Source organism: Variovorax sp. LjRoot130 (assembly GCF_964253755.1).
GTDB lineage: Bacteria > Pseudomonadota > Gammaproteobacteria > Burkholderiales > Burkholderiaceae_C > Variovorax.
In genome coordinates this window covers 1491708-1511076 of record NZ_CAXURM020000002.1, presented here as the reverse complement: position 1 = coordinate 1511076, position 19369 = coordinate 1491708, and the positions used below count along the sequence as shown (strand labels likewise).

17 protein-coding genes and 1 pseudogene are annotated in these 19369 nt (G+C 63.4%); 6 read left to right on the top strand and 12 right to left on the bottom strand.

What is annotated here, in order from left to right; translation table 11 throughout:
* The 10 genes from ACSQ86_RS37055 to ACSQ86_RS37010 all read right to left on the bottom strand — a co-directional run bounded on the left by ACSQ86_RS37055 (window position 1) and on the right by ACSQ86_RS37010 (window position 10932).
* Entirely contained in the window at window positions 1–531 is a 531-nt protein-coding gene (locus tag ACSQ86_RS37055; RefSeq protein WP_436307634.1) for an NADH-quinone oxidoreductase subunit B family protein, read from the bottom strand.
* A complete protein-coding gene (locus ACSQ86_RS37050) occupies window positions 531–2084 on the bottom strand; it encodes an NADH-quinone oxidoreductase subunit C (protein ID WP_436310866.1) in 1554 nt (517 codons plus the stop codon). Before ACSQ86_RS37050 ends, ACSQ86_RS37055 begins: the two co-directional genes overlap by 1 nt.
* Before the next feature lie 4 nt (window positions 2085–2088).
* Window positions 2089–3543, bottom strand: coding sequence for a hydrogenase 4 subunit F (locus ACSQ86_RS37045; RefSeq protein ID WP_436294337.1), 1455 nt, complete (start codon window positions 3541–3543; stop codon window positions 2089–2091).
* 1 nt (window position 3544) lies between these two features.
* The gene (locus tag ACSQ86_RS37040) at window positions 3545–4207 is read right to left on the bottom strand and encodes a formate hydrogenlyase (RefSeq protein ID WP_436307636.1); all 663 of its coding nucleotides are present in this window, start codon (window positions 4205–4207) and stop codon (window positions 3545–3547) included.
* Window position 4208: 1 nt separating this feature from the next.
* Window positions 4209–5156, bottom strand: coding sequence for a respiratory chain complex I subunit 1 family protein (locus ACSQ86_RS37035; RefSeq protein WP_093110235.1), 948 nt, complete (start codon window positions 5154–5156; stop codon window positions 4209–4211).
* Window positions 5157–5163: 7 nt separating this feature from the next.
* Window positions 5164–7188 (bottom strand): hydrogenase 4 subunit B, encoded by a 2025-nt coding sequence (gene hyfB / locus ACSQ86_RS37030; RefSeq protein ID WP_436307637.1) that lies wholly within the window; start codon window positions 7186–7188, stop codon window positions 5164–5166.
* 3 nt (window positions 7189–7191) lie between these two features.
* Window positions 7192–7470: a ribbon-helix-helix protein, CopG family gene (locus tag ACSQ86_RS37025; protein WP_436307638.1), complete on the bottom strand. Its 279-nt coding sequence runs from the start codon at window positions 7468–7470 to the stop codon at window positions 7192–7194.
* A 71-nt stretch (window positions 7471–7541) separates the two neighbouring features.
* Window positions 7542–8297: a fused MFS/spermidine synthase gene (locus ACSQ86_RS37020; protein ID WP_436307639.1), complete on the bottom strand. Its 756-nt coding sequence runs from the start codon at window positions 8295–8297 to the stop codon at window positions 7542–7544.
* A gap of 43 nt (window positions 8298–8340) precedes the next feature.
* A complete protein-coding gene (locus ACSQ86_RS37015; protein WP_436307640.1) occupies window positions 8341–9126 on the bottom strand; it encodes a hypothetical protein in 786 nt (261 codons plus the stop codon).
* A gap of 585 nt (window positions 9127–9711) precedes the next feature.
* Complete coding sequence (locus tag ACSQ86_RS37010; RefSeq protein ID WP_436307641.1) at window positions 9712–10932, bottom strand: IS110 family transposase; 1221 nt, start codon at window positions 10930–10932, stop codon at window positions 9712–9714.
* Between the two features lie 224 nt (window positions 10933–11156).
* Between ACSQ86_RS37010 and ACSQ86_RS37005 the strand changes: the two genes are divergently transcribed.
* The 3 genes from ACSQ86_RS37005 (at window position 11157) to ACSQ86_RS36995 (ending at window position 13220) form a co-directional block, all read left to right on the top strand.
* The gene (locus ACSQ86_RS37005; RefSeq protein ID WP_436307642.1) at window positions 11157–11651 is read left to right on the top strand and encodes a TerC family protein; all 495 of its coding nucleotides are present in this window, start codon (window positions 11157–11159) and stop codon (window positions 11649–11651) included.
* A 756-nt stretch (window positions 11652–12407) separates the two neighbouring features.
* On the top strand, window positions 12408–12605 hold the full coding sequence (locus ACSQ86_RS37000; protein ID WP_436307643.1) for a ribbon-helix-helix protein, CopG family: 198 nt from the start codon (window positions 12408–12410) through the stop codon (window positions 12603–12605).
* A 354-nt stretch (window positions 12606–12959) separates the two neighbouring features.
* Window positions 12960–13220: a hypothetical protein gene (locus tag ACSQ86_RS36995; protein ID WP_436307644.1), complete on the top strand. Its 261-nt coding sequence runs from the start codon at window positions 12960–12962 to the stop codon at window positions 13218–13220.
* A gap of 243 nt (window positions 13221–13463) precedes the next feature.
* Here the strand turns inward: ACSQ86_RS36995 and ACSQ86_RS36990 are convergent, their stop codons facing one another.
* Window positions 13464–13886: an ACT domain-containing protein gene (locus tag ACSQ86_RS36990; RefSeq protein WP_093110230.1), complete on the bottom strand. Its 423-nt coding sequence runs from the start codon at window positions 13884–13886 to the stop codon at window positions 13464–13466.
* A gap of 135 nt (window positions 13887–14021) precedes the next feature.
* Here ACSQ86_RS36990 and acs point away from each other — a divergent pair, with 135 nt between their 5' ends.
* Window positions 14022–16079 carry an acetate--CoA ligase gene (gene acs / locus ACSQ86_RS36985; RefSeq protein ID WP_436307645.1) on the top strand — a complete coding sequence of 686 codons (2058 nt, stop codon included), beginning with the start codon at window positions 14022–14024 and terminating at the stop codon, window positions 16077–16079.
* Between the two features lie 466 nt (window positions 16080–16545).
* Here the strand turns inward: acs and ACSQ86_RS36980 are convergent, their stop codons facing one another.
* Window positions 16546–18162, bottom strand: a complete 1617-nt coding sequence (locus tag ACSQ86_RS36980) for a DUF2254 family protein (protein WP_436307646.1) — start codon at window positions 18160–18162, stop codon at window positions 16546–16548.
* Between the two features lie 91 nt (window positions 18163–18253).
* Between ACSQ86_RS36980 and ACSQ86_RS36975 the strand changes: the two genes are divergently transcribed.
* Together ACSQ86_RS36975 and ACSQ86_RS36970 are read left to right on the top strand one after the other, a co-directional pair.
* The gene (locus tag ACSQ86_RS36975; RefSeq protein WP_436307647.1) at window positions 18254–18703 is read left to right on the top strand and encodes a universal stress protein; all 450 of its coding nucleotides are present in this window, start codon (window positions 18254–18256) and stop codon (window positions 18701–18703) included.
* Window positions 18704–19215: 512 nt separating this feature from the next.
* A pseudogene (locus tag ACSQ86_RS36970) lies at window positions 19216–19347 on the top strand (hypothetical protein); the annotation flags it as partial.
* Window positions 19348–19369 lie beyond the last annotated feature (22 nt).

Here is a 19369-nt window from a genome sequence, read left to right as displayed (position 1 = left end):
CTAACGCTTGCCGGGCTGCGCCTGACGTTGTCGGACGGCGCTGAGGATCCCGCGCAGGATGTCGATCGGCGGTGGAGGACAGCCCGGTACCGCCACATCGACAGGAATCACGTTCGCCACCTTGCCACAACTGGCATAGCTCTCGCCGAAGATGCCGCCGGTGCAGCCGCAATCACCGACGGCGACCACCAGCTTCGGTTCCGGCGTGGCGTCGTAGGTGCGCCGCAATGCCTCTTCCATGTTGCGCGACACCGGCCCGGTGACCAGCAGCATGTCGGCATGGCGCGGACTGGCGACGAACTTGATGCCGAGTCCCTCGATGTTGTAGTAGGGGTTGTTGAGTGCGTGGATCTCGAGTTCACAGCCGTTGCATGAGCCGGCATCGACCTCGCGGATCGTGAGCGCCTGGCCAAGGATGGCGAGGATGTCGCGCTGGATGCGATCGACCGCGGCGTGTTCGGCATCGTCAACCTGCGGCGCCGGCTCGGTGACGATGCCGGTGCGGACGATCTGCTTGAGGATGTGCCACATCAGAGGTCGTGCCCCGAATAGCTGAGGTTGAAGGACTTGTTGATCAGCGGGAAGTCCGGAACGATGTTGCCGATGATGGCGTGCTCGAGCACTGGCCAGTTCTGCCAGGACGGATCATGGCAATGGCAGCGCAGGATGCGACCATCGCCCCCGATCTCCAGTGCGACGAAAACCTCGCCCCGCCAGCCTTCCACCCAGCCCGCACCCAGCGATGCCGAGGCCGGAGGCTGAAGCTCGGCGCGAGCAGCGCCGTCCGGCAAGCCAGCGCAGATGGCGCGGATGAGCCGCAATGACTCGAAGGCCTCTTCGAACCGCATCGTCACGCGCGCAGCGACATCGCCGTCGCTGGAGGTGGCCATCGCAACCTTGAGCCGATCGTAAGGCGGCCATGGGAAGCTGCAGCGCAGATCGGCCGTCTGCCCGCTGGCGCGTCCCGCAAGGCCCGAGAGGCCGAGTCGCGCGGCCAGTTGGGGCGTCACCCGCCCGGTGCCGACAAAGCGGTCCTGCAGGCCCGCATGTTCGTCGTACACACGTCGCAGCGCGCGCACCTCTCGCTCGATCACATCGCACTGCATGCAAAGGCGATCCCGCTTCATTGGCGTCAGATCGATCGCCACGCCGCCGGGCACGATGGCGTCCATCATCAGGCGGTGGCCGAAGATCTCCTTGGACAGGCGCAACCAGTCTTCGCGCAGGCGCGAGAACTGCGCCAGGCCGAAAGCCAGGGCCGCATCGTTCCCAAGAGCGCCGAGGTCGCCCAGGTGATTGGCCACACGCTCGCGCTCCAGCATCAGCGCACGCAGCCAGGTGGTGCGGTCCGGGACCTCGCCGCCCCAGGCCGACTCGAGCGCCATGCTGTAGGCCCAGGCGTAGGCCACCGTCGTGTCGCCCGAGATGCGTCCCGCGAGGCGGTGCCCCTCGAGCGGCATCAGTTCCGTGAACCGGCGCTCGATGCCCTTGTGCGTGTACCCGAGGTGCTGTTCGAGCCTGAGCACCTTCTCGCCCACGACGGAGAACCGAAAGTGGCCGGGCTCGATGATGCCGGCATGCACGGGCCCGACGGCGATCTCGTGCACGCCGTCGCCGTCGACGCGCACGAAGGGGTAGTCGGCAGGTAGCGCACCGGCGGTAGCAGCTGCTTCGGGCTGGGGTTTGTGTTGCAGTGGCGATGATCCGGGCGGCCACACCCCGTGGTCGAGCCAGGGGCGATCGTCACGGCTACCCTCGGCCCGGATGCCTGACAGGTCGGCCACGGCGCGTTGCATGCGCGCCGCGCACGGGAATGCGATTGCCAGATCGGGGAACTCTTGCGCTGCATCGTCCAGCTTCAGTTCGAGCCAGACCAGCCCCTCGGAAACGGCATAGGCTGCACACGCCGCCATGGCCTCGCCGGATGCGCTGCGATCGACGCCCCAGACTGAGATCAGGCGTCCACCCGTGTCCGCGATGCTGCGCGCCATTGCGCTCCATGCGTCCCGACCCACCCGCCCATGCCAAATGGGCGTCGGCGCCGACAGGCGCCGCAGATCGAGTCCGAGTTCCGGCCGTGCCATTTGCTCAGTTCCCCAGCATCGCCGCCGCCTGGACGTACCAGGCGTTGAGATAGGGTGGGATGTAGACGCCGAGCATCAGGCCAAGCGCCAGATGCACGAACACCGGAACCAGGGCCGGCGGATGCGCCAGGGGCTTGACGTTGGTCTCGCCGAAGACCATCGGCTGGACCCGGCTGAAGACGGATGCAAACGCCAGGCCCAGGGCGATCAGCAGGAACGGAGTCGCCCAGGGCTGCTCGCGCATTGCGGTCGTGACGATCAGGAACTCGCTGGCGAAGACCCCGAACGGCGGCATGCCGAGGATGGCGAGCGATCCGAGCATCAGTCCCCAGGCGACCGTCGGGCTGACCTTGATGAGCCCGCGGATGTCTTCCATGATCTGGGTGCCCGCCTTCTGCGTGGCATGGCCGACGGCAAAGAAGATCGCGGACTTGATCAGCGAATGCACCGTCATGTGCAGCAGCCCGGCGTAGTTGGCGATCGGGCCGCCCATGCCGAAAGCGAAGGTCATCATCCCCATGTGCTCGATCGACGAGTAGGCGAACATGCGCTTCACATCCTTCTGCCGGATCAGGAAGAACACTGCCGCCACCACCGACAGCAGGCCGAAGCCCATCATCAACCGGCCGGCCAGAGGATAGTGCAGCGCACCATCGGTCAGCACCTTGCAGCGCAGGATTGCGTAGAGTGCGACGTTCAGCAGCAGGCCCGACAGCACGGCCGACACCGGCGTCGGACCCTCGGCATGCGCGTCCGGCAGCCAGTTGTGGACCGGCACCAGCCCGACCTTGGTACCGTAGCCGATGAACAGGAACGCGAACGCCAGCGTGATGATGTTCGGGTCGAGCTGGTCCTTCACTGCATCGAGGTTGGTCCAGAGCAAGGCGCCGCCCTCGGGGCCGATCACCTTTTCGGCCGCCATGTAGAGCAACACCGTTCCGAACAACGCCTGGGCGATGCCCACGCCGCACAGGATGAAGTATTTCCATGCGGCCTCGAGACTGGCCGCGGTGCGATAGACGCTGACCAGCAGCACGGTGGTCAGCGTGGCGGCTTCCATCGCGACCCAGATGATGCCCATGTTGTTGGTCGTCAATGCCAGCAGCATCGTGAAGCTGAACAGCTGGTACATGCTGTGGTACAGGCGCAGGCGCGGCGGCGTCATCTTGCCGTGATCGCGCTCCACGCGCATGTAGGGGCGCGAGAAGATGGAAGTGGTCAGGCCGACGAATGCGGTCAGCGTGACGAGAAAGACGTTCAGCGGGTCGATGTAGAACTCGCGGTCCCACACCAGCATCGGCCCGCTCTTGACGATCTGCGCCGTGAGCACGCAGGCGGCGACGAAGGTGCCCAGGCTGAAGGCGACGTTGACGTCGCGCGCGTTGTCGCGATGGCCGACCAGCGCCAGCACCAGTCCGCCGGCCAGCGGAGTTGCGAGGAGGAAGGCCAATGCGAGCACCTCAGTCGTCCTTCAGATTTTCGAGGTGGCGGATGTCCAGGCTGTCGAATTGCTCGCGAATCTGGAACATGAACACGCCCAGGATCAGCACGCCGATCAGCACGTCCAGCGCGATGCCGAACTCGACCACCATCGGCATGCCGTAGGTTGCCGACGTGGCGGCAAAGAACAGGCCGTTCTCCATCGCGAGGAAGCCGATCACCTGCGGAACCGCCTTCGCACGCGTGATCATCATCAGGAACGACAGCAGCACGCAGGCCAGCGCGATGCCCAGTGTGCCGCTGGCCAGCGCTGACGACAGCTGGGAGATCGGTATCGCCAGATTGAACGCGAAGATCACGACCCCAATGCCGATCAGCATCGTCGTCGGGATATTGATCAGTGTCTCGACGTCCCAGCGGATGTTGAGACGGTCGATGACCCGGTGCAGCAGGTACGGGATCAACAGCACCTTGAGCACCAAGGTCAGCCCGGCCGACAGGTACAGGTGGTGCTGGTCGGTCGCAAAGCCGACCACGGCGGTCGCGAGCGCCAGCGCAGCACCCTGCATCGTGAACAGGTGAATCAGGGTGAGGATGCGCCGCTGCGAGATCATCGCGAATGCGAGCATCAGCAGCACCGCACCGAGCAGGTTGACAAGTTGGGTCAGGATGCTGCTGCTCATGTCACTGGTTGAGCAGCAGGTGCACCAGCATGCCGATCACCGCAAGCAGAAAGGCGGTGGCCAGGAACTCGGGCACGCGGAAGATGCGCATCTTGGCGCTTGCCGTCTCCAGCGCAGCAAGCAGAAAGCCGCCCACGGCGAGCTTGATCACCAGCACGGGCAGCGCCAGCAACATCTCCAGCGGCGCCTGGGCCTCGGCAACGCCCCAAGGGAAGAACAGGGCCAGGCCGATGCACGAATAGGCGAACAGCTTCAGGCTGGCCGCCCATTCGATCAGCGCCAGGTGGCGGCCCGAGTACTCGAGGATGAGCGCCTCGTGGATCATCGTCAGCTCGAGGTGCGTGGCCGGGTTATCGACCGGGACGCGCGCGTTCTCGGCCAGCGACACCATCGTGAATGCAACCCCGGCAAAGGCCATACCGGGATAGATCGCCAGTTCGCGGTGCGCCAGCGTCTCGACTATCGTGGTGAGCGAGGTCGACTGGGAAATCAGCGAAGCCGAGAACAGCACCATCAACAGGGCGGGTTCGGCAAGAAAACCAACCAGCATCTCGCGCCGCGCACCCATGGTGCCGAACGCGGTGCCGATGTCCATGGCGGCCAACGAGATGAACACTCGCGCCAGGGCGAACAGGCCGACCAACGCGATCGCATCGGCCGCTGGCGCCAACGGCAGATCGGTCGACAGCGTGGGGATAATGGCGCAAGCCAGCACCATGCAGCCGAACATCACATAGGGCGCGACGCGAAACAGTCGCGATGCATGGTCGGCGACCATCGACTCCTTGTTGAACAGCTTGTGCAGCATCCGGTAGGGCTGCCAGAGGCTGGGCGCGGACTTGTTCTGGAGCCACGCGCGCCACAGGTTGACCCAGCCGGTCAGCAGGGGCGCCAGCCCGATCGCGATGACGATCTCCAGCAACTGCGACATGAAGCCGGCGAAGCTCATGGCGACCTCATCGCATCACCACGAGCAACGTGGCCACCAGCGTCAGGAAGCTGTACAGCAGGTACACCGAGATCCGCCCTTGCTGCATGAGGCCGATCAGTCGCGCGAGGTACGCCGCCAGATCGGCGATGGGCACATAGAGCCAGCGCCAGAAGTGATCCTCCACCGTCACGCGGTAGCGCGGTTTCGCGTCGAAGGGCGTGGGCAGATCACGCCGCATCAGGAAGAAAGGTTCGAAGATCTGGCGGATCGGCTGGCCGAATCCTTCGGCGGTGTCCTGCATGCGTGCTGTGCTCCACGGGAAGCCGCAGGCCCAGGGCAGGCCGCGACGCACGCGGCCGTGGTAGAGCTTCCGCACGAGCAGGAAGGCGAGCGCAAAGCTCCCCAGGATGCCGAGCAGGAAGATCACGGGGCCGTAGCTGGCCTGCGCTAGACTGTTCGGCGCCAACAGCCAGCCATTGGCTGCTACCTTGGCGCCGAGGCCCGACTCGACAAGCTGCTGCGTCACGGGGTCTATCAGCTGAATGAATTGTGTCGGCAGCAGTCCGAGCGCGATGCAGCCGAGCGCCAGCCACACCATACCCATGCGCTCCCAGCGGCCGCCATCGTGGGCGTGGGTGAGCTTGTCCTCGCGCGGCTGCCCGAGGAAGATCACGCCGAAGAACTTGACCATCGTGTAGCCGGCCAGCGCGGCCACCAGAGCGATGAGCGCGGCGACCACCGGGATGAGCATGGTCAGCAACGGCACCGGCAGCCCCGGCGTGAAGAGGAAGCTCTGCAGCAGCAGCCATTCCGACACGAAGCCTCCCAGCGGCGGCAGACCCGCGCTGGTCAGCACGCCCAACAGCGTGAGCCAGGCTACCCAGGGCATGCTTCGGATCAGGCCTCCCAGCTTGCCGAGGCTTCTCTCGGAAGTGGCATGAAGCACGCTGCCGGTGCCGAGGAAGAGCAAGCTTTTGAAAAAGGCGTGGCTCGCGACGTGATAGAGGCTCGCGGTCAGCGCGAGCGCGGCCATCGGCTTCATGCCGTAGGCCGAGAAAATCAAGGTCAGGCCCATGCCGACGAACAGCAGGCCCATGTTCTCGATCGACGAATAGGCCAGCAGCCGCTTCATGTCGGTCTGCACCGCCGCGAAGATCACACCGAACAGGGCGGTCGCCAACCCGACTGCCAGCAGCAGCCCACCCCACCACCACAAGTGCGTGTGCAGCAGGTCGAAAGACACGCGCAACAGACCGTAGATGGCCGTATTGAGCATCACCCCACTCATCATGGCCGAGACCGGAGATGGCGCGGCGGGGTGGGCTTCGGGCAGCCACACATGCAAGGGCAGGATGCCGGCCTTGGCGCCGAATCCCAACACGGCGAGCAGGAAGCCGGCCGAGGCCCAGAACGGCGACAGTGCCTGGGCGCGCATGTTGGCGAAGGTGTAGTCGCCCGTGTTGGCCTGCAGCACACCGAAGCACAGCAGGACAGCGATCGCACCGATTCTCGCCATCGTGATGTAGAGATAACCGGCGCTGCGCACCTCGGCCATGCGGTGGTTCGCGGTCACCAGGAAGAACGACGACAGCGCCATCGTCTCCCACATCACCATGAATGAATACGCGTCGTCGGCGAGGATCACCCCCACCATGCTGACCAGAAATACGTGGTACTCCAGGCACAGCAGGCCGGGTGGCGTGCCTTCGCCCTTGCGGAAGTATCCGGCCGCAAATGTGGAGATGCCGGCTGACGCGCCACCGACCACCATCAGGAAATAGGCCGACAGGCTGTCCAGGCGGAGATGGAACGGCAATGCCGGCAGCCCGATGGGCAGCACGGCGACCTCGGGGGGGCCAAGCAGTGCGTCCAGGGCCAGGCCGAAGAGCGCCAATCCGAGCAGTGCCCCGATAGGGAAGAGCACTTGGGACACCAGGCTGAATCGATGCAGGGCGAAGATCCCAGTGGCCCCCACGATCAACCAGGCCACCGTCACAACGAGTATCCAGTCGAGATGGAGCCATTGCGCGACGGGAGGCAGGCTGCTCATGACTCAGGCCTTGGGGCGCACGGCTCGACGCCTCACGGCCGAAGGAGCGGCGTCCGGCGAGCCCGATTTCGGCCACAGCGCCGGTAAGTCAAAGCGGGCGGCGAACTCACGCGCGCTCACGCCGCGCGCCATGTATTGGACACCGTGCTGCGCGAGATAGTCACGGGTCAGCTGTCGCACCATCTGCGACGCCGTCCGATCCTGCGGCGCACAAAGCCGCTCGAAGGCTTCCTTCTTATGAGGATCAATGAGCAGAGTCAGGCGCGCAGTTTTGAGCTCCATGGATCCTCAGCATGGCAATGCAACAGGTACCCGCGACACATAGTATATGAACGCCATGCAATTGGAGAGGTCTAGCTTCGCTGGTCTCTCAGCACCGATGCGATCAGTGCAAACCCTGCGAGCAACTGGCTGGCGGCGCCTGGGTCGAGGTTTGGCGGCCTGCGAATCGCTCCCAAGCGGTACGTCTCGAGGGCATCACCTTTGCAGGCAAACACGATGCTATGGCTCTCCTCGCCGTCATCGACCACCAGGACCGAGCCATTGAAACTGCGACGGATGTGAGCCAGGTGCTCGTCGGTTTCAGGGTCACCGTACTGCAAATTGACCACCATGATTCCGTCGGGCTGGAGCGACTCGCGGCAGTCGTCGTAGAAGCTTCGAGAAGACAGCTGCGCGGGCAGTCCCTCAAGGTCATAGCCGTCGACGATCAATACGTCGAAACGATTTGGACCACGGCGTACAAAGTCCGCCCCATCGGCTTGAAAAACGATGAACCGCGCGTCATCGCGCGGTATGTGGAACTCCTCGCGCAACGCGATCACCATCGGATTGATCTCGGCGATCTGGATTCGAGCGCGGCTCAAATGGCGGTAGCAGAATTTGGCCAGCGACCCGCCGCCCAAGCCGACCATCCCAATGCTGCGCGGCTCCGGCTTGAAAAGCAGGAACCCCATCATCGTGCGTGTGTACTCGAGAGCGAGCGCGTACGGGTCGTTGAGTCGCATGCGGCTTTGAGTGTGACTGATACAGAAGTGGAGAGCCTTGGAGCTGACGGTCTCGTAAATGAAGGGTTTGATGTGCTGCGCAGATGCGGAACTGTCGGACATGGGCAAGGTTGGTCTACTGTTTCTTGATTGGGGAGCTCTGGTTTCAGCGCGTGGCCATATGTACCAGCGAGGCACGAACGTGATCAGTGTCCATGTTGGTGATCACCACGCGCGGGGTGAGGAACGTCGGCTGGTTGATTTGGAGATTGGGCACTACGAGCAGACATTGGGTCCGTGCATTGTTCGGGGCAGTCATCCTGTGGTGGGCCAGCACCCCTTGACGTACGACGTCCGTCGAGGCGATGTCCGCGAGCAAGGTGACAATCACCACTCGATCCAGCCCGAGGTCCAGCGTTGCGACGTCGTCCCCCTTTTGAGAGGTCGATTCGATCTGACCTGCCACCAGCTCAGGGTCGTTCTTCAGGATTTGCCTGATCATTTCCAGCAGGCAATCGCGCATGATCGCCTCCGGGAATGCGCCGGCTGTCTCCGCAGCCCGAATCAGGCCTGCCAGCCCCAACAGGTTGGCATCGCCTCCGTCGTACCGCACGCATCGCAATCGCCACTCGGGGTGCTGTTGACATGCGGTATCAACCTCGCGCGGGTCGGCAGCGCCATAGCACGCTGCATCCAGCCAGGTCATGGCTTCTTCGAAGGCATCGATCGACGCCAAGGCATTGGGAAACTGTCGTGCATAGGACTTCGGGTCCCGAACACCGTTGCGTGCGCGCATGAGCGGCGCTGCGAGGTGTACACGGTCACCCTCGCGCCAGAGTGCTGCACAAACTCGTGGTTCCCCGCCGGGCGGCAGAAACTGCACCAGCATCAGGTTGTGGTTGAGATGTGATCCGCCGGCCGCGGCGGGCTTGTTGAAATGCTGTTGGGGCATGGTGTCGCCTCAGGCCCCTCGAACGACGTTGATCAACCGTCGTCTCGGTGAGCACCGCCGGCCAACTCGAACTGCAATTGCCGTCGCTGCCAGAACAACAACAAGAGTCAGACGAACGAACCCCACGTCATCGAGCCTCCGCACGGCAAGTGTGGCCAGCGACGCGGTTTCTCGGCGCTGGGCTAGCCAACGCGCTCAAGGAGGCATAAGCTTCAAGGCAAATGTAATGCGTTGAATGTGTAATTGCAATGGTAATTATATTACCATGTTTGGTGGGCACGGAGGCCGGATCGCTGCAGGCGTGGCCAACCGTGATGCGGCGATGCAGCAGAGGCGTTACCCGTCGCCGCCCGTACGGCCGACAACAACAACGAGAAGGCGCCGGAATGTTCAAGGCCTTGATGGATCGGCTCGATCACCACAACATCGACGTTTCGGGCATCGTCAACTAGAACCTGGGAGACCGAAGCAACAGCTGTTCCGTCAACGCACCCCTCCAACGGCTTGCGAGAGCGGCCTTGTCTCTCCCACAAAGTCCGCACCCCTGCGATGAAGTCGACGAGACAGGAGATGAAACGACCTTCTTCAAACAGGTGTGACCTGCACGGCGTAGCCGATTTGTTGGAGCCGTCGGATGAGGCGGTTGGCGGTTTTATGGGCGTCTGCGTGGTCGAAGTGTGCGGCGCCGAGGTCGTGCCATTCGGTACCGTCGCGCAACATGTGCCAGGCGGCTGTGAGCATCGAGGCGGCCACGCCGATGATGGCCTTCTTGGCGCCGCGGCGGGCACGCAGACGGTGGAACTGCGCTTGCAGGTAGCCACCTTTGACCCTCACGGCGGACCATGCGGCCTGCACCAGCGTGGTCTTGAGCCATTTGCCGCCGCGGCGCAGCCGGGTGCTGCGGCGCTTGCCGGCGCTCTCGTCGTTGCGCGGGCACAGGCAGGCCCAGGACAGCAAATGGCCGGGTGTGGCGAAGCGCGACATGTCGATGCCGATCTCGGCCACGATGACATGGGCGCTGACAGCGCTCAGGCCCGGCATGGTGCTCAGGAGCCTGGCGGCTTGTCGAAACGGTTGGAGCCCCAGCCCCACCTCCTTTTCGATGTCGGCGATGGCCTTGTCCAGCGCGTCGATGTGCCCCAGGTGCAGCTTGAGCATGAAGCGGTGGTGCGTACTGACGCGCCCGCGCAGCGCCTCCAGCAACTCGGCGCGGCTGGCCTTGACGCGGCCAATGCAGGAGATCAGGCGCTCGGGGTCGTCGTGGCCGTCGATGATGGCCTGCAGCACCGCGCGCCCGCTCTTGCCCAGGATGTCGCTGAGCACGACGCTGAGCTTGAGGTTGGCGTCTTCGAGCACCTTCTCGATGCGCTGAGCATGAGCGCTCCTCTCGCGCACGAACTGCTTGCGCGTGCGCGTGAGGGTGCGCAGCTCCTGCACGGCCACCGGCGGCACGAAGCTGGCGCGGATCAAGCCGTGGGCCAGCAGATCGGCCAGCCACATTGCGTCGTTGACATCGGTCTTGCGCCCAGGCACGTTCTTCACGTGCGCAGCGTTGGCCAGCACCAGTTCGAAGTGGCCTTCGAGCACGTGCCACACCGGCTTCCAATAGACGCCCGTGGCCTCCATACCCACCTGCTCGACGCCGAACGAGTCGACCCAGTCAGCCAGGGCCAACAGACCCGAGGTGCTGGTGGCAAAGGTGCGCACCTCCTGCAACGGGGGGCCGTCGCCGGCGATGCGAACGCACGCCACCACGGTTTGCTTGTGAACGTCCAGGCCCGCGCAGCGCGGATAGATGACTTCCATGATCGCCTCCAATGTGCGGCGACATCGGCGTGCGGCCCACGTCATCGAAGTCTGAGATGCGTGCTCAGGGGCGAAACGCCCCAGGCGACAGTAGGGGGTGCTCGTGGAGCCGCGGGTCCAACTGATATAAGGGTTCGAGGCACCAAGGACAAACCGACCTCTTTGCCGGACGCCGCCCCTCAATTACAACAAGGTTTCATGCGTCGTGGGTCGCGCCAGGCGCGGTGGAGCAACTCATATGGATCGGGGTCAGATTGGTGCTCCCGCAAGATAAAGGCAGTAGGCATGCGCATATCGGGAGCACCGAGCAACTCGGCAGAGTCATACGGACCGTGATCACCGCCGACTTGGTGATGAGTATCGACAACGTGTTGGCGATTGCCGCGGCAGCTGAAAGCACCGCCATCCGGCACAAGATGCCGATCGTAGTGTTCGGGCTGCTGGTAAGCATCCCCATCATCGTTGTCGGCAGCCGCTTGGCATTGCGGCTGATGGATCGCTACCCGATCGTCGGGACCGCAGGTGGATTACTTCTTGGCTGGATCAGCGGTGTCATGCTGGCCACCGATGTCGGGATCGCGTGGATGGTCCCGCAGAATGCCATTGCAAGGTACGTCTGCGGCGCGGTAGGCGCTGTTTTAGTGGTCATGCTCGGCAGACTGTCGGCTGCGAGAGCTTCCAGGACAGCTCACGAGACCGAGCCGGGCGGATGCGGGTGAATCGTGGTTCAAATATCTCAGCTCGCAATACCAAGCAGGTCGAGCACCCCGCATACGAAAGTGAGCGGATGAGGCGGACGAGAAGCCATGCGGCCGGAGCTGCGGTCTCCCAGCCACGCAGGAAGATCAGTGCATGATCCGCGGTGTAGACGAGCACGAACGACAAGGCCATCAGGTTCAGCAGTGCGTAGTGCACCCCCAGATGCCGCTTCGATGTGAAGTGCGGCCCCAGGTAGCCGACCGCATAGACGCTGCCCAGCAAGGTCATCGGGAGTGACCAGGCCAGGAAGAAGGCGCCGAGTGCGTCCAACCGTACCCGCAGCGCGCCCGCCGGCTAGGCCCAGGCCAGTTCGCCGACCACGGGTGCTCCACCGGCCAGAATAGGTGTCACCGTTGCACAGATCAAGGCCGTTGCGACCACTTGCGACAATATCCCGATGCCAGCATGCGTGGCGCTGCGCACGGGCAGCAACAGGCTGCGGCGCCCAGCACCAAGACGAATACGGCGGCGCTGAGGGCCGTCATTGGTGTTCCAGAGCCTTGGGCGCCGCGAAGCCGTCTCGAACTCGTCCGGTTGCGCGCTTCAGCGAACCGGACGGCCAAGCCGCGTGCGGTGCGCAGGAATCAACGAGACAATGCAATGAACAGCTCCGGCATCTCGGCCAAAGCGGGCATCAGAAACGCCTTGGCCTGGCTTGCAATTCGATTGCGCTGGATGATACTGTTATTATCATGAAACTGACATAGGGATAGCTCATGGAACTCAAGACAGCGCGCCTGACGGTGCTGATCGATCCCTCGAAGAAAAAGGCCTTCGAGGCACTTTGCGCCCGCCAGGATGTCACGCCTTCGCAGGTCGTTCGACGTCTGATTCGCGACTACTTGGCGCACCACGGCGTCACCTTCGTCCCAAGCGGAATGGAGCAAGACGAGGAAATGGCTGCGAAGCCCTGATCGACGCTGACGCGAGCGAGAGCATTTGAGAAAACTGTCGGACGGTACAGTGGTTGGTGTCGGCGGCCCGAAAATCTTTGCCCAGTTCGGATGCTGGGCGCATGCATTTTTCTCGGGGACGGTCTGCGAAGCGCGATCTGGTCCCAATGGCTCTGGTCGATACGTGCTGTCGGTGACGGGGACTGCGAAACTTCGAGGGCCGCTCGCGGCGGCCCCCGGTCAGCACGAGAGTCGCCGAGCCACATGGCGATCCTCGGCCTTGTGCGCAACTCGACGATTGAAAGTGTCAAGCCCAGCGGCGGCCATGACAACGCGGCGGGCGGTATTTTGCGTAGCCGCCTCATCAGGCACTGAATGTCTTCTCCCAACGAAATAGAGAAACGAGCAGACGTGAATGACCGCGTGCCGCCGCATGAACTCGACGACGATCAATTGGCCGAGTTGGCCCGGGAATGGCGCAGTCGGGCCGCACGCGGGGATGAGCTCGCCTTTGGCCTCGCGCATGCTTTCGAGGCCGAACTTCGTCGCCGCGTGCGGGACAGCCAGGTCTCGCCTCTCGCGACGCCCGAGCAACCGAGCAGCCCCGAACCGCGGCCATGGTGGAAGTTCTGGTGAAGCATCAGTTTGATGCGTAATCCGACAGTACCGAATCGCTATCCACCCGCTCTGTCCCGCCTCATTTCTGTAAACACCCCGAGCCTGCCTTTTTCCGGCACGCGTTTCGCGTCGCAGGCTCGACTTACAGCTTGACCTCAACCGGCTCAATGCCGAACCAGCGGGAGCAAACGCGCGGCAGCTGTACAGCCGTGCCCGCACGCAACCACCGCATTTCGTGCGCCAGATCCCCTCGTCGCGATCTCAGACCTTCGACAGGATTTCCATCGCCTTGTTGGCGTCGCCCAGGGAGTCGACCGCGATATAGGCCACGAACTGTTTGCCGATCACGGAGGCCGAGAAGCCGCGAAGATTGATTTCCCCGGCGGCAAGCTTTTGCGTCAACTCCGCAGCGATGCCCGGGCGATCCGGGCCCATGACTCGAACCGAGTGAAGGCTTTGCGTCACGTTGAAGCCTACCTGTGCCGCCGCACGGATTTCACGGTCGTTCTGCAGCGGCGTGACATAGACGACCCCCGTCGCGGGCTTGTCCGGCCTACGCCTCGCAACGATGAATTGCAGGTCTGCCCCCGCTTCGCGCAGCGTATCCAGCACCTCGGCAAGGCCGCCGGGCCGGTCCTGGATGTCCGCTGCCCATACATCCGTACGTTCCACGAGAAGATCCATGATTGATCCTCCTTTTCTGCTGGTGACGCGTCCAACCAGAGGCTAGGCCAAAACCTCCGGGTTGACAAGCATGGGTAGAGTGGTGTAGTTGTTTCTGTTTGGAATTCGATCTGCCCGAAAAAAGGAGTGATCGTCATGACTGAACACAGGTCGCCTCGCCATGCCGCGGAGCAGCAGACTGTCGATGTCTCCGAGGCACAGATCGCGGTGCATTGGCCGGAAGAGGACTACGTCGCGCCGCCCGGCGGATTCATCGCGCAGGCCAACTTGACCGACACCGGCATCTTCCAGCGCTTTGCCCTTGACAAATTCCCCGAGTGCTTTAAGGAGTTCGCGGACCTTCTCGACTGGTACCAGCACTGGCAGACGACGTTCGACGCCAGCAACCCGCCGTTCTGGCGCTGGTTCGTCGGCGGCAGGATCAACGCCTGCCACAACTGCGTCGATCGCCACCTCGTCAAACACAAGAACAAGACCGCGATCCATTTCGTGCCCGAACCGGAGAACGAGCCGGTACAGCACCTGACCTATCAAGAGCTGTTCGTCCGCGTCAACGAGTTCGCGGCGCTGTTGCGCGACTTCTGCGGACTCAAGGCAGGCGACCGCGTGACCTTGCATATGCCGATGGTGGCGGAACTACCGATTACCATGCTCGCCTGCGCGCGGCTCGGCGTGATCCACTCGCAGGTGTTCAGCGGCTTCAGCGGCAAGGCTTGTGCCGACCGCATCTGGGATTCCGAGAGCCGCGTGCTGATCACGATGGACGCGTACTACCGTGCCGGCCATCTGCTCGATCACAAGGAAAAGGCTGACATCGCGGTGAAGGAGGCCGCCAGCCTCGGCCAGCAGGTCGACAAGGTCCTGGTCTGGCAGCGCTACCCGGGCAAAACCTCGAGCGCCAAGCAGCTGGTCGAGGGGCGCGACGTCATCGTCAACGACCTGCTCGGTAAGTTCCGCGGCCATCGTGTCGAGCCCGTGCCGATGCCGGCCGAGGCGCCGCTGTTCCTGATGTACACGAGCGGCACCACCGGGCGGCCGAAAGGTTGCCAACATTCGATCGGCGGCTACCTCGCCTACGTCACCTGGACATCCAAATACATCCAGGACATCCACCCCGAGGACGTGTATTGGTGCATGGCCGACATCGGCTGGATCACGGGCCATTCCTACATCGTCTACGGCCCGTTGGCGCTCGCTGCTTCAACGGTCGTGTATGAAGGCGTTCCGACCCATCCGGATGCCGGCCGGCCATGGCGCATCGCTGAACAACTCGATGTCAATATCTTCCATACCTCGCCCACGGCAATCCGCGCGCTGCGGCGCGACGGACCCGACGAGCCAGCGAAATACAGCCACCAATTCAAGCACATGACGACCGTTGGCGAGCCGATCGAGCCAGAGGTGTGGAAGTGGTACCACCGCATGGTCGGCAAGGGCGAAGCCGTCATCGTGGACACCTGGTGGCAGACCGAAACCGGCGGCTTCCTCTGCAGCACGGTGCCGGGCATCCACCAGATGAAACCCGGCAGCGCCGGGCCCGCGATTCCCGGCATTCATCCGGTGATCTACGACGATCAGGGCAAGGAGCTCGCCAGCGGTTCGGGCAAGGCCGGCAACATCTGCATCCGCAATCCCTGGCCGGGCGGCTTCCAGACGATCTGGAAGGATCCCGAGCGTTATGTGCGCCAGTACTACTCGCGCTACTGCAAGGACCCAAAGAGCAAGGACTGGCGCGACTGGCCCTACCTGGCGGGCGACGGCGCGGTGCAAGCGGCCGACGGGTACTACCGCATCCTCGGCCGCATCGACGACGTGATCAACGTTGCCGGCCACCGCCTGGGCACCAAGGAAATCGAATCGGCTGCGCTGCTCGTGCCAGAGGTCGTCGAGGCGGCCGTGGTTCCGGTGGCCGACCCGGTCAAGGGCAAGGTGCCCGACCTGTATGTCGCGTTGAAGCTGGGGCTGGCACCTTCCGCGGAGATTGCCGACCGTGTCTCGGCATCGGTGGTGTCCGAAATCGGCGCCATTGCGCGTCCGCGCCGGGTGATCGTCGTTCCCGACATGCCCAAGACGCGCTCGGGAAAGATCATGCGGCGCGTGCTCGCAGCGATTTCGAACCGTCAGGATCCAGGCGACGTGTCCACCCTCGCCAATCCAGAGGTCGTCGACCGGATCAGGGAGCTGGCCAAATAGAACCTAGAACCGCTCTGTCGCCCGCGACCAGGCATTGAGCTGTTGCGTCTCATCCGAAAGGGCCACTTCAATCTCGGGCGACTGCGCTTCGGGGCCAAACTGCGCCTGCAATCTGAACGCGGTTCTGTCGGCCTGAAATTCGGTCGTTCGCCAAACTTGCCGCCATCATCGCCTACCTGAGGGTGCAGCCCGCGTCAGGAATGAAGTACCCAAGTCGAAATACAACATCCGTCTGCCGACCAGTTACGGCCCGGTCGTCAAGAGCGTGAAGGCACCGGCCACCAGCAAGAAGGTGAAATACGGGGAGTACCTCGCCAACGTCGGCCACCGCATGGAATGCCACACCCCGCGCGACGTCAAGGGCTTGCTGCAGCGCGTCAGCCTGGGCGTAGGCGGCGTTGCCGATCATCGGCTCTTGGTCGAATGGCGGGCGCGCATCGTTTGTTCGATGACGCGGTCCCGGCAGTCAGCTTGTGTTGGCCTTCAGCCGTTCGAAGACTTCGGTCACCCGCGTCCGGCGCTGCGGTTCGACGAAGTCGAAGTTGAGGCCGCGGTCATTCAGTTCCCAGAACACTCGGTCCTGCACGGAAAGGATGCCGTGCTTCGCTTTCTCGATGACAGCCGGCGTCACGCCCCGCAACGAGGCCTCCACGAGCTCCAACTCCTGCGTCAACCCGCACTCGAGGAAATAGGCCGCGAGAATTGCACGCGACTTGACCAAGCCTACGCTCTGCGCGGCGCCGTCGAAGGCGAGCACGGCATCGAGCAGCTCCCGCGCTGGCGCAGCCTTGCGCTCGTAGGCGCGCTCGGTCAGTTCGCTCAACTCGTAACTGACCAGTTCATAGATGAAAGGCAGCCCCTGCATGCGCGCGTACTCGGCGTAAAAGCGCAGGTAGCGTACCAGTCGAGGAACCTGCTCGGGACGGTCGCTGAGGAGGCGACGGATCAGGGCCTTGTACGAGTAGACGACATTGAAGACGGAGGCGTTCTCTTTCTTCTTGATCGCCTCGCGCGTGAAACAATTCAGCATGCGCACGAGCAGGTCGAAGACAGCATCGTTGCGCCGGCACGCCTCTTCGTGCGCGGCGTTCTTGACCGCCTGGGCCATGGCGCTCACGCCGTCCGGCATCTTCCCCAGCACGCTCTTGAAGGCCAGGACCAACTGAATGGCAATGCGGTGCTCCATCCAGATGCGGGCCTCGCTGAGCATGTCGGTGGCGTCGCCGGACAGGCCGACGAGCAGGTCGTTGCTGACCTGGAAGAACTTCTCGGGCAGCCGCGTCTTCACATCGCGCAGGCGAGCCAGTTCCAGCATGTGTGTCTGGATTGCGTCGAACGTCACGTCGCGATCAGCTCGATCCGCCGCGCGCAGCAGCACGCTGCCGAGGTTGGCGATCTTCTGGTTGACGCGATGCTGGGACACAGCCACCGAATACTTGCCGGCGGCAGCGTCGTCGAGTTCGTGCATCAGGCTGTTGCGCACCCGCTTGATGATCGTCAGCGGGTCAATGAAGCTGACGACATAGAAGTAGTACGGCAGTAGCAAGAGCCAGCCGAAGATCGCACCGGCAACCGCAATCGCGAACGGCAGTTGTCCGGTCCATTGGTCGAACGAAAGGCTGAAGGCGAACAGGTTGTGGGCGGCGAGAATCGCGCAGGTGCAGAGCACGAACAGGTTGATACGGTCGCGGATGAAGATTTCGATCAGCTTTGGCGTGTAGAGATTGGCTGTGATCGGGATGGCCAGGGAGATGAAGGTCAACAGCAGGGCGATCAGTGTGTTGTAGGCGCCGGCGAAGGACGAAGAGAGTGCGCGCACCATCGCCGGCGTCGCTCGAAGTTGCGACAGCCGCACGGCCTCCCCGGTGGCTGGGTCAATCGCGTGCGACAAATCCCATGCGGCTTCCAGCCAGAAGAAGATCAGCGTGATGAAAAACAGGGCGACCAGCAGCCTCAGGGCGAATTTGACATGGTCCATGGTGGAAGGGTCACAAGCGATAAGGGCTTTCGGCCAGCATCCCAGCATTCTGGAGCGACACGACGTACTTGTCCGCTTCGCGTCCGCGTCGAACTCAATCTTCACACTCCACTGCGGAGGGGATTTGCCCGGCGCCCGCCGGCACGCAAGATCTGGGTCAATCGGGAGTAATCTTCGCTATTCTTGGAGAATCGCCATGTTCAAACGCATTCTTGTCGCTACCGATGGTTCCGCGCTGTCCGAACAGGCCGTCGCCAAGGCGATCGACCTGAGCTTGCTGACCGGGGCCGAGCTGTTTGCAGTCACTGTGGCTCACCTCGAACCGCACAGCTACTTTGACGGCTCGACCGTGTTGTTGAACGACCGGGAGATCGAAGAGTCGCGTCATCGTTCGGTCGCTGCCGCCCAGAAGTTGGTCGACGCCGTCAAAAGCGCCGCGCACGCCAAGGGGGTTCGCAGTGCGGAGGCCGTGGTCATGAAGTCGAACCTGGTGGCCGAGTCCATCGTCGACGTCGCCAAAACCCACGAGTGCGACTTGATCGTGATGGCTTCGCACGGGCGCCGGGGCCTCACGCGGCTGCTGATGGGTAGCGAGACGCTGCACGTCCTGACCCACTCGCACACGCCCGTTCTGGTACTGCGCTAGTCAGGGCTGCCTGCCACGCGGGCTTTGCGTGCCGGCCACGGACTGCTGCACACCTTATTCTTGCACCATCGTCGCTATCGGCCTGTTTCTTGGGAAACGTGCCGGCGTGCAAGCGCGACCCCCATGGCAGCCGCGATTCGCTCACTCACACCAGCGGCATGCCCCGTATGGCGGCCGCTCGAGCAATTGCGCCTTCCTGTCCGTGATCTGGTTGGGAGGCACGTCGTGCTGCTGGGCCAACGCGACCAGCGTCGTGTCACCACGGACGGCCCCCAACGCCGCCAAGGCCCAAGAACGCTGGTGAGTGATCGCGGCATGGTCTTTGGCTCTTGGTCTCTACGCCTCGTACACCCGCTTCGCAGCTGCGTTTATGGGGCAGAGTTGCCATTCATCGCGGTGTGGGGCCAGCGATCCAGACGGCGCGCTCAACCCTTCGATCGAGACCGTGATCCGCAGCCACAACGAGGGCGAGGCCGATTGCTCATCTAGGAAGCGTCATCGTCCAAAACGCAATGCGGCGCGCCCTGGCAGACGGTGCACTGAAGCCGATCGAGACTCAGACCATCCTCCTCGACAGCGATGGCGTCCGGTTCGTCGTGCGCACGGTGTCGAGCCTCGCGCGCAGGGACAAGGCGCGCCATGGAAGCAAACTCAACATGTGCGCGC

What these genes read in the sequence shown, in the direction of transcription:
- ACSQ86_RS36975 (WP_436307647.1), top strand. Translation starts at nt 18,254, where the DNA reads ATGTTCAAACGCATTCTTGTCGCTACCGATGGTTCCGCGCTGTCCGAA.
- ACSQ86_RS36990 (WP_093110230.1), bottom strand. Translation starts at nt 13,886, where the DNA reads ATGGATCTTCTCGTGGAACGTACGGATGTATGGGCAGCGGACATCCAG.
- ACSQ86_RS37055 (WP_436307634.1), bottom strand. Translation starts at nt 531, where the DNA reads ATGTGGCACATCCTCAAGCAGATCGTCCGCACCGGCATCGTCACCGAG.
- ACSQ86_RS37025 (WP_436307638.1), bottom strand. Translation starts at nt 7,470, where the DNA reads ATGGAGCTCAAAACTGCGCGCCTGACTCTGCTCATTGATCCTCATAAG.
- ACSQ86_RS36995 (WP_436307644.1), top strand. Translation starts at nt 12,960, where the DNA reads ATGTCTTCTCCCAACGAAATAGAGAAACGAGCAGACGTGAATGACCGC.
- ACSQ86_RS37035 (WP_093110235.1), bottom strand. Translation starts at nt 5,156, where the DNA reads ATGAGCTTCGCCGGCTTCATGTCGCAGTTGCTGGAGATCGTCATCGCG.
- ACSQ86_RS37015 (WP_436307640.1), bottom strand. Translation starts at nt 9,126, where the DNA reads ATGCCCCAACAGCATTTCAACAAGCCCGCCGCGGCCGGCGGATCACAT.
- ACSQ86_RS37010 (WP_436307641.1), bottom strand. Translation starts at nt 10,932, where the DNA reads ATGGAAGTCATCTATCCGCGCTGCGCGGGCCTGGACGTTCACAAGCAA.
- ACSQ86_RS37000 (WP_436307643.1), top strand. Translation starts at nt 12,408, where the DNA reads ATGGAACTCAAGACAGCGCGCCTGACGGTGCTGATCGATCCCTCGAAG.
- ACSQ86_RS37050 (WP_436310866.1), bottom strand. Translation starts at nt 2,084, where the DNA reads ATGGCACGGCCGGAACTCGGACTCGATCTGCGGCGCCTGTCGGCGCCG.
- ACSQ86_RS37040 (WP_436307636.1), bottom strand. Translation starts at nt 4,207, where the DNA reads ATGAGCAGCAGCATCCTGACCCAACTTGTCAACCTGCTCGGTGCGGTG.
- acs (WP_436307645.1), top strand. Translation starts at nt 14,022, where the DNA reads ATGACTGAACACAGGTCGCCTCGCCATGCCGCGGAGCAGCAGACTGTC.
- ACSQ86_RS37020 (WP_436307639.1), bottom strand. Translation starts at nt 8,297, where the DNA reads ATGTCCGACAGTTCCGCATCTGCGCAGCACATCAAACCCTTCATTTAC.
- hyfB (WP_436307637.1), bottom strand. Translation starts at nt 7,188, where the DNA reads ATGAGCAGCCTGCCTCCCGTCGCGCAATGGCTCCATCTCGACTGGATA.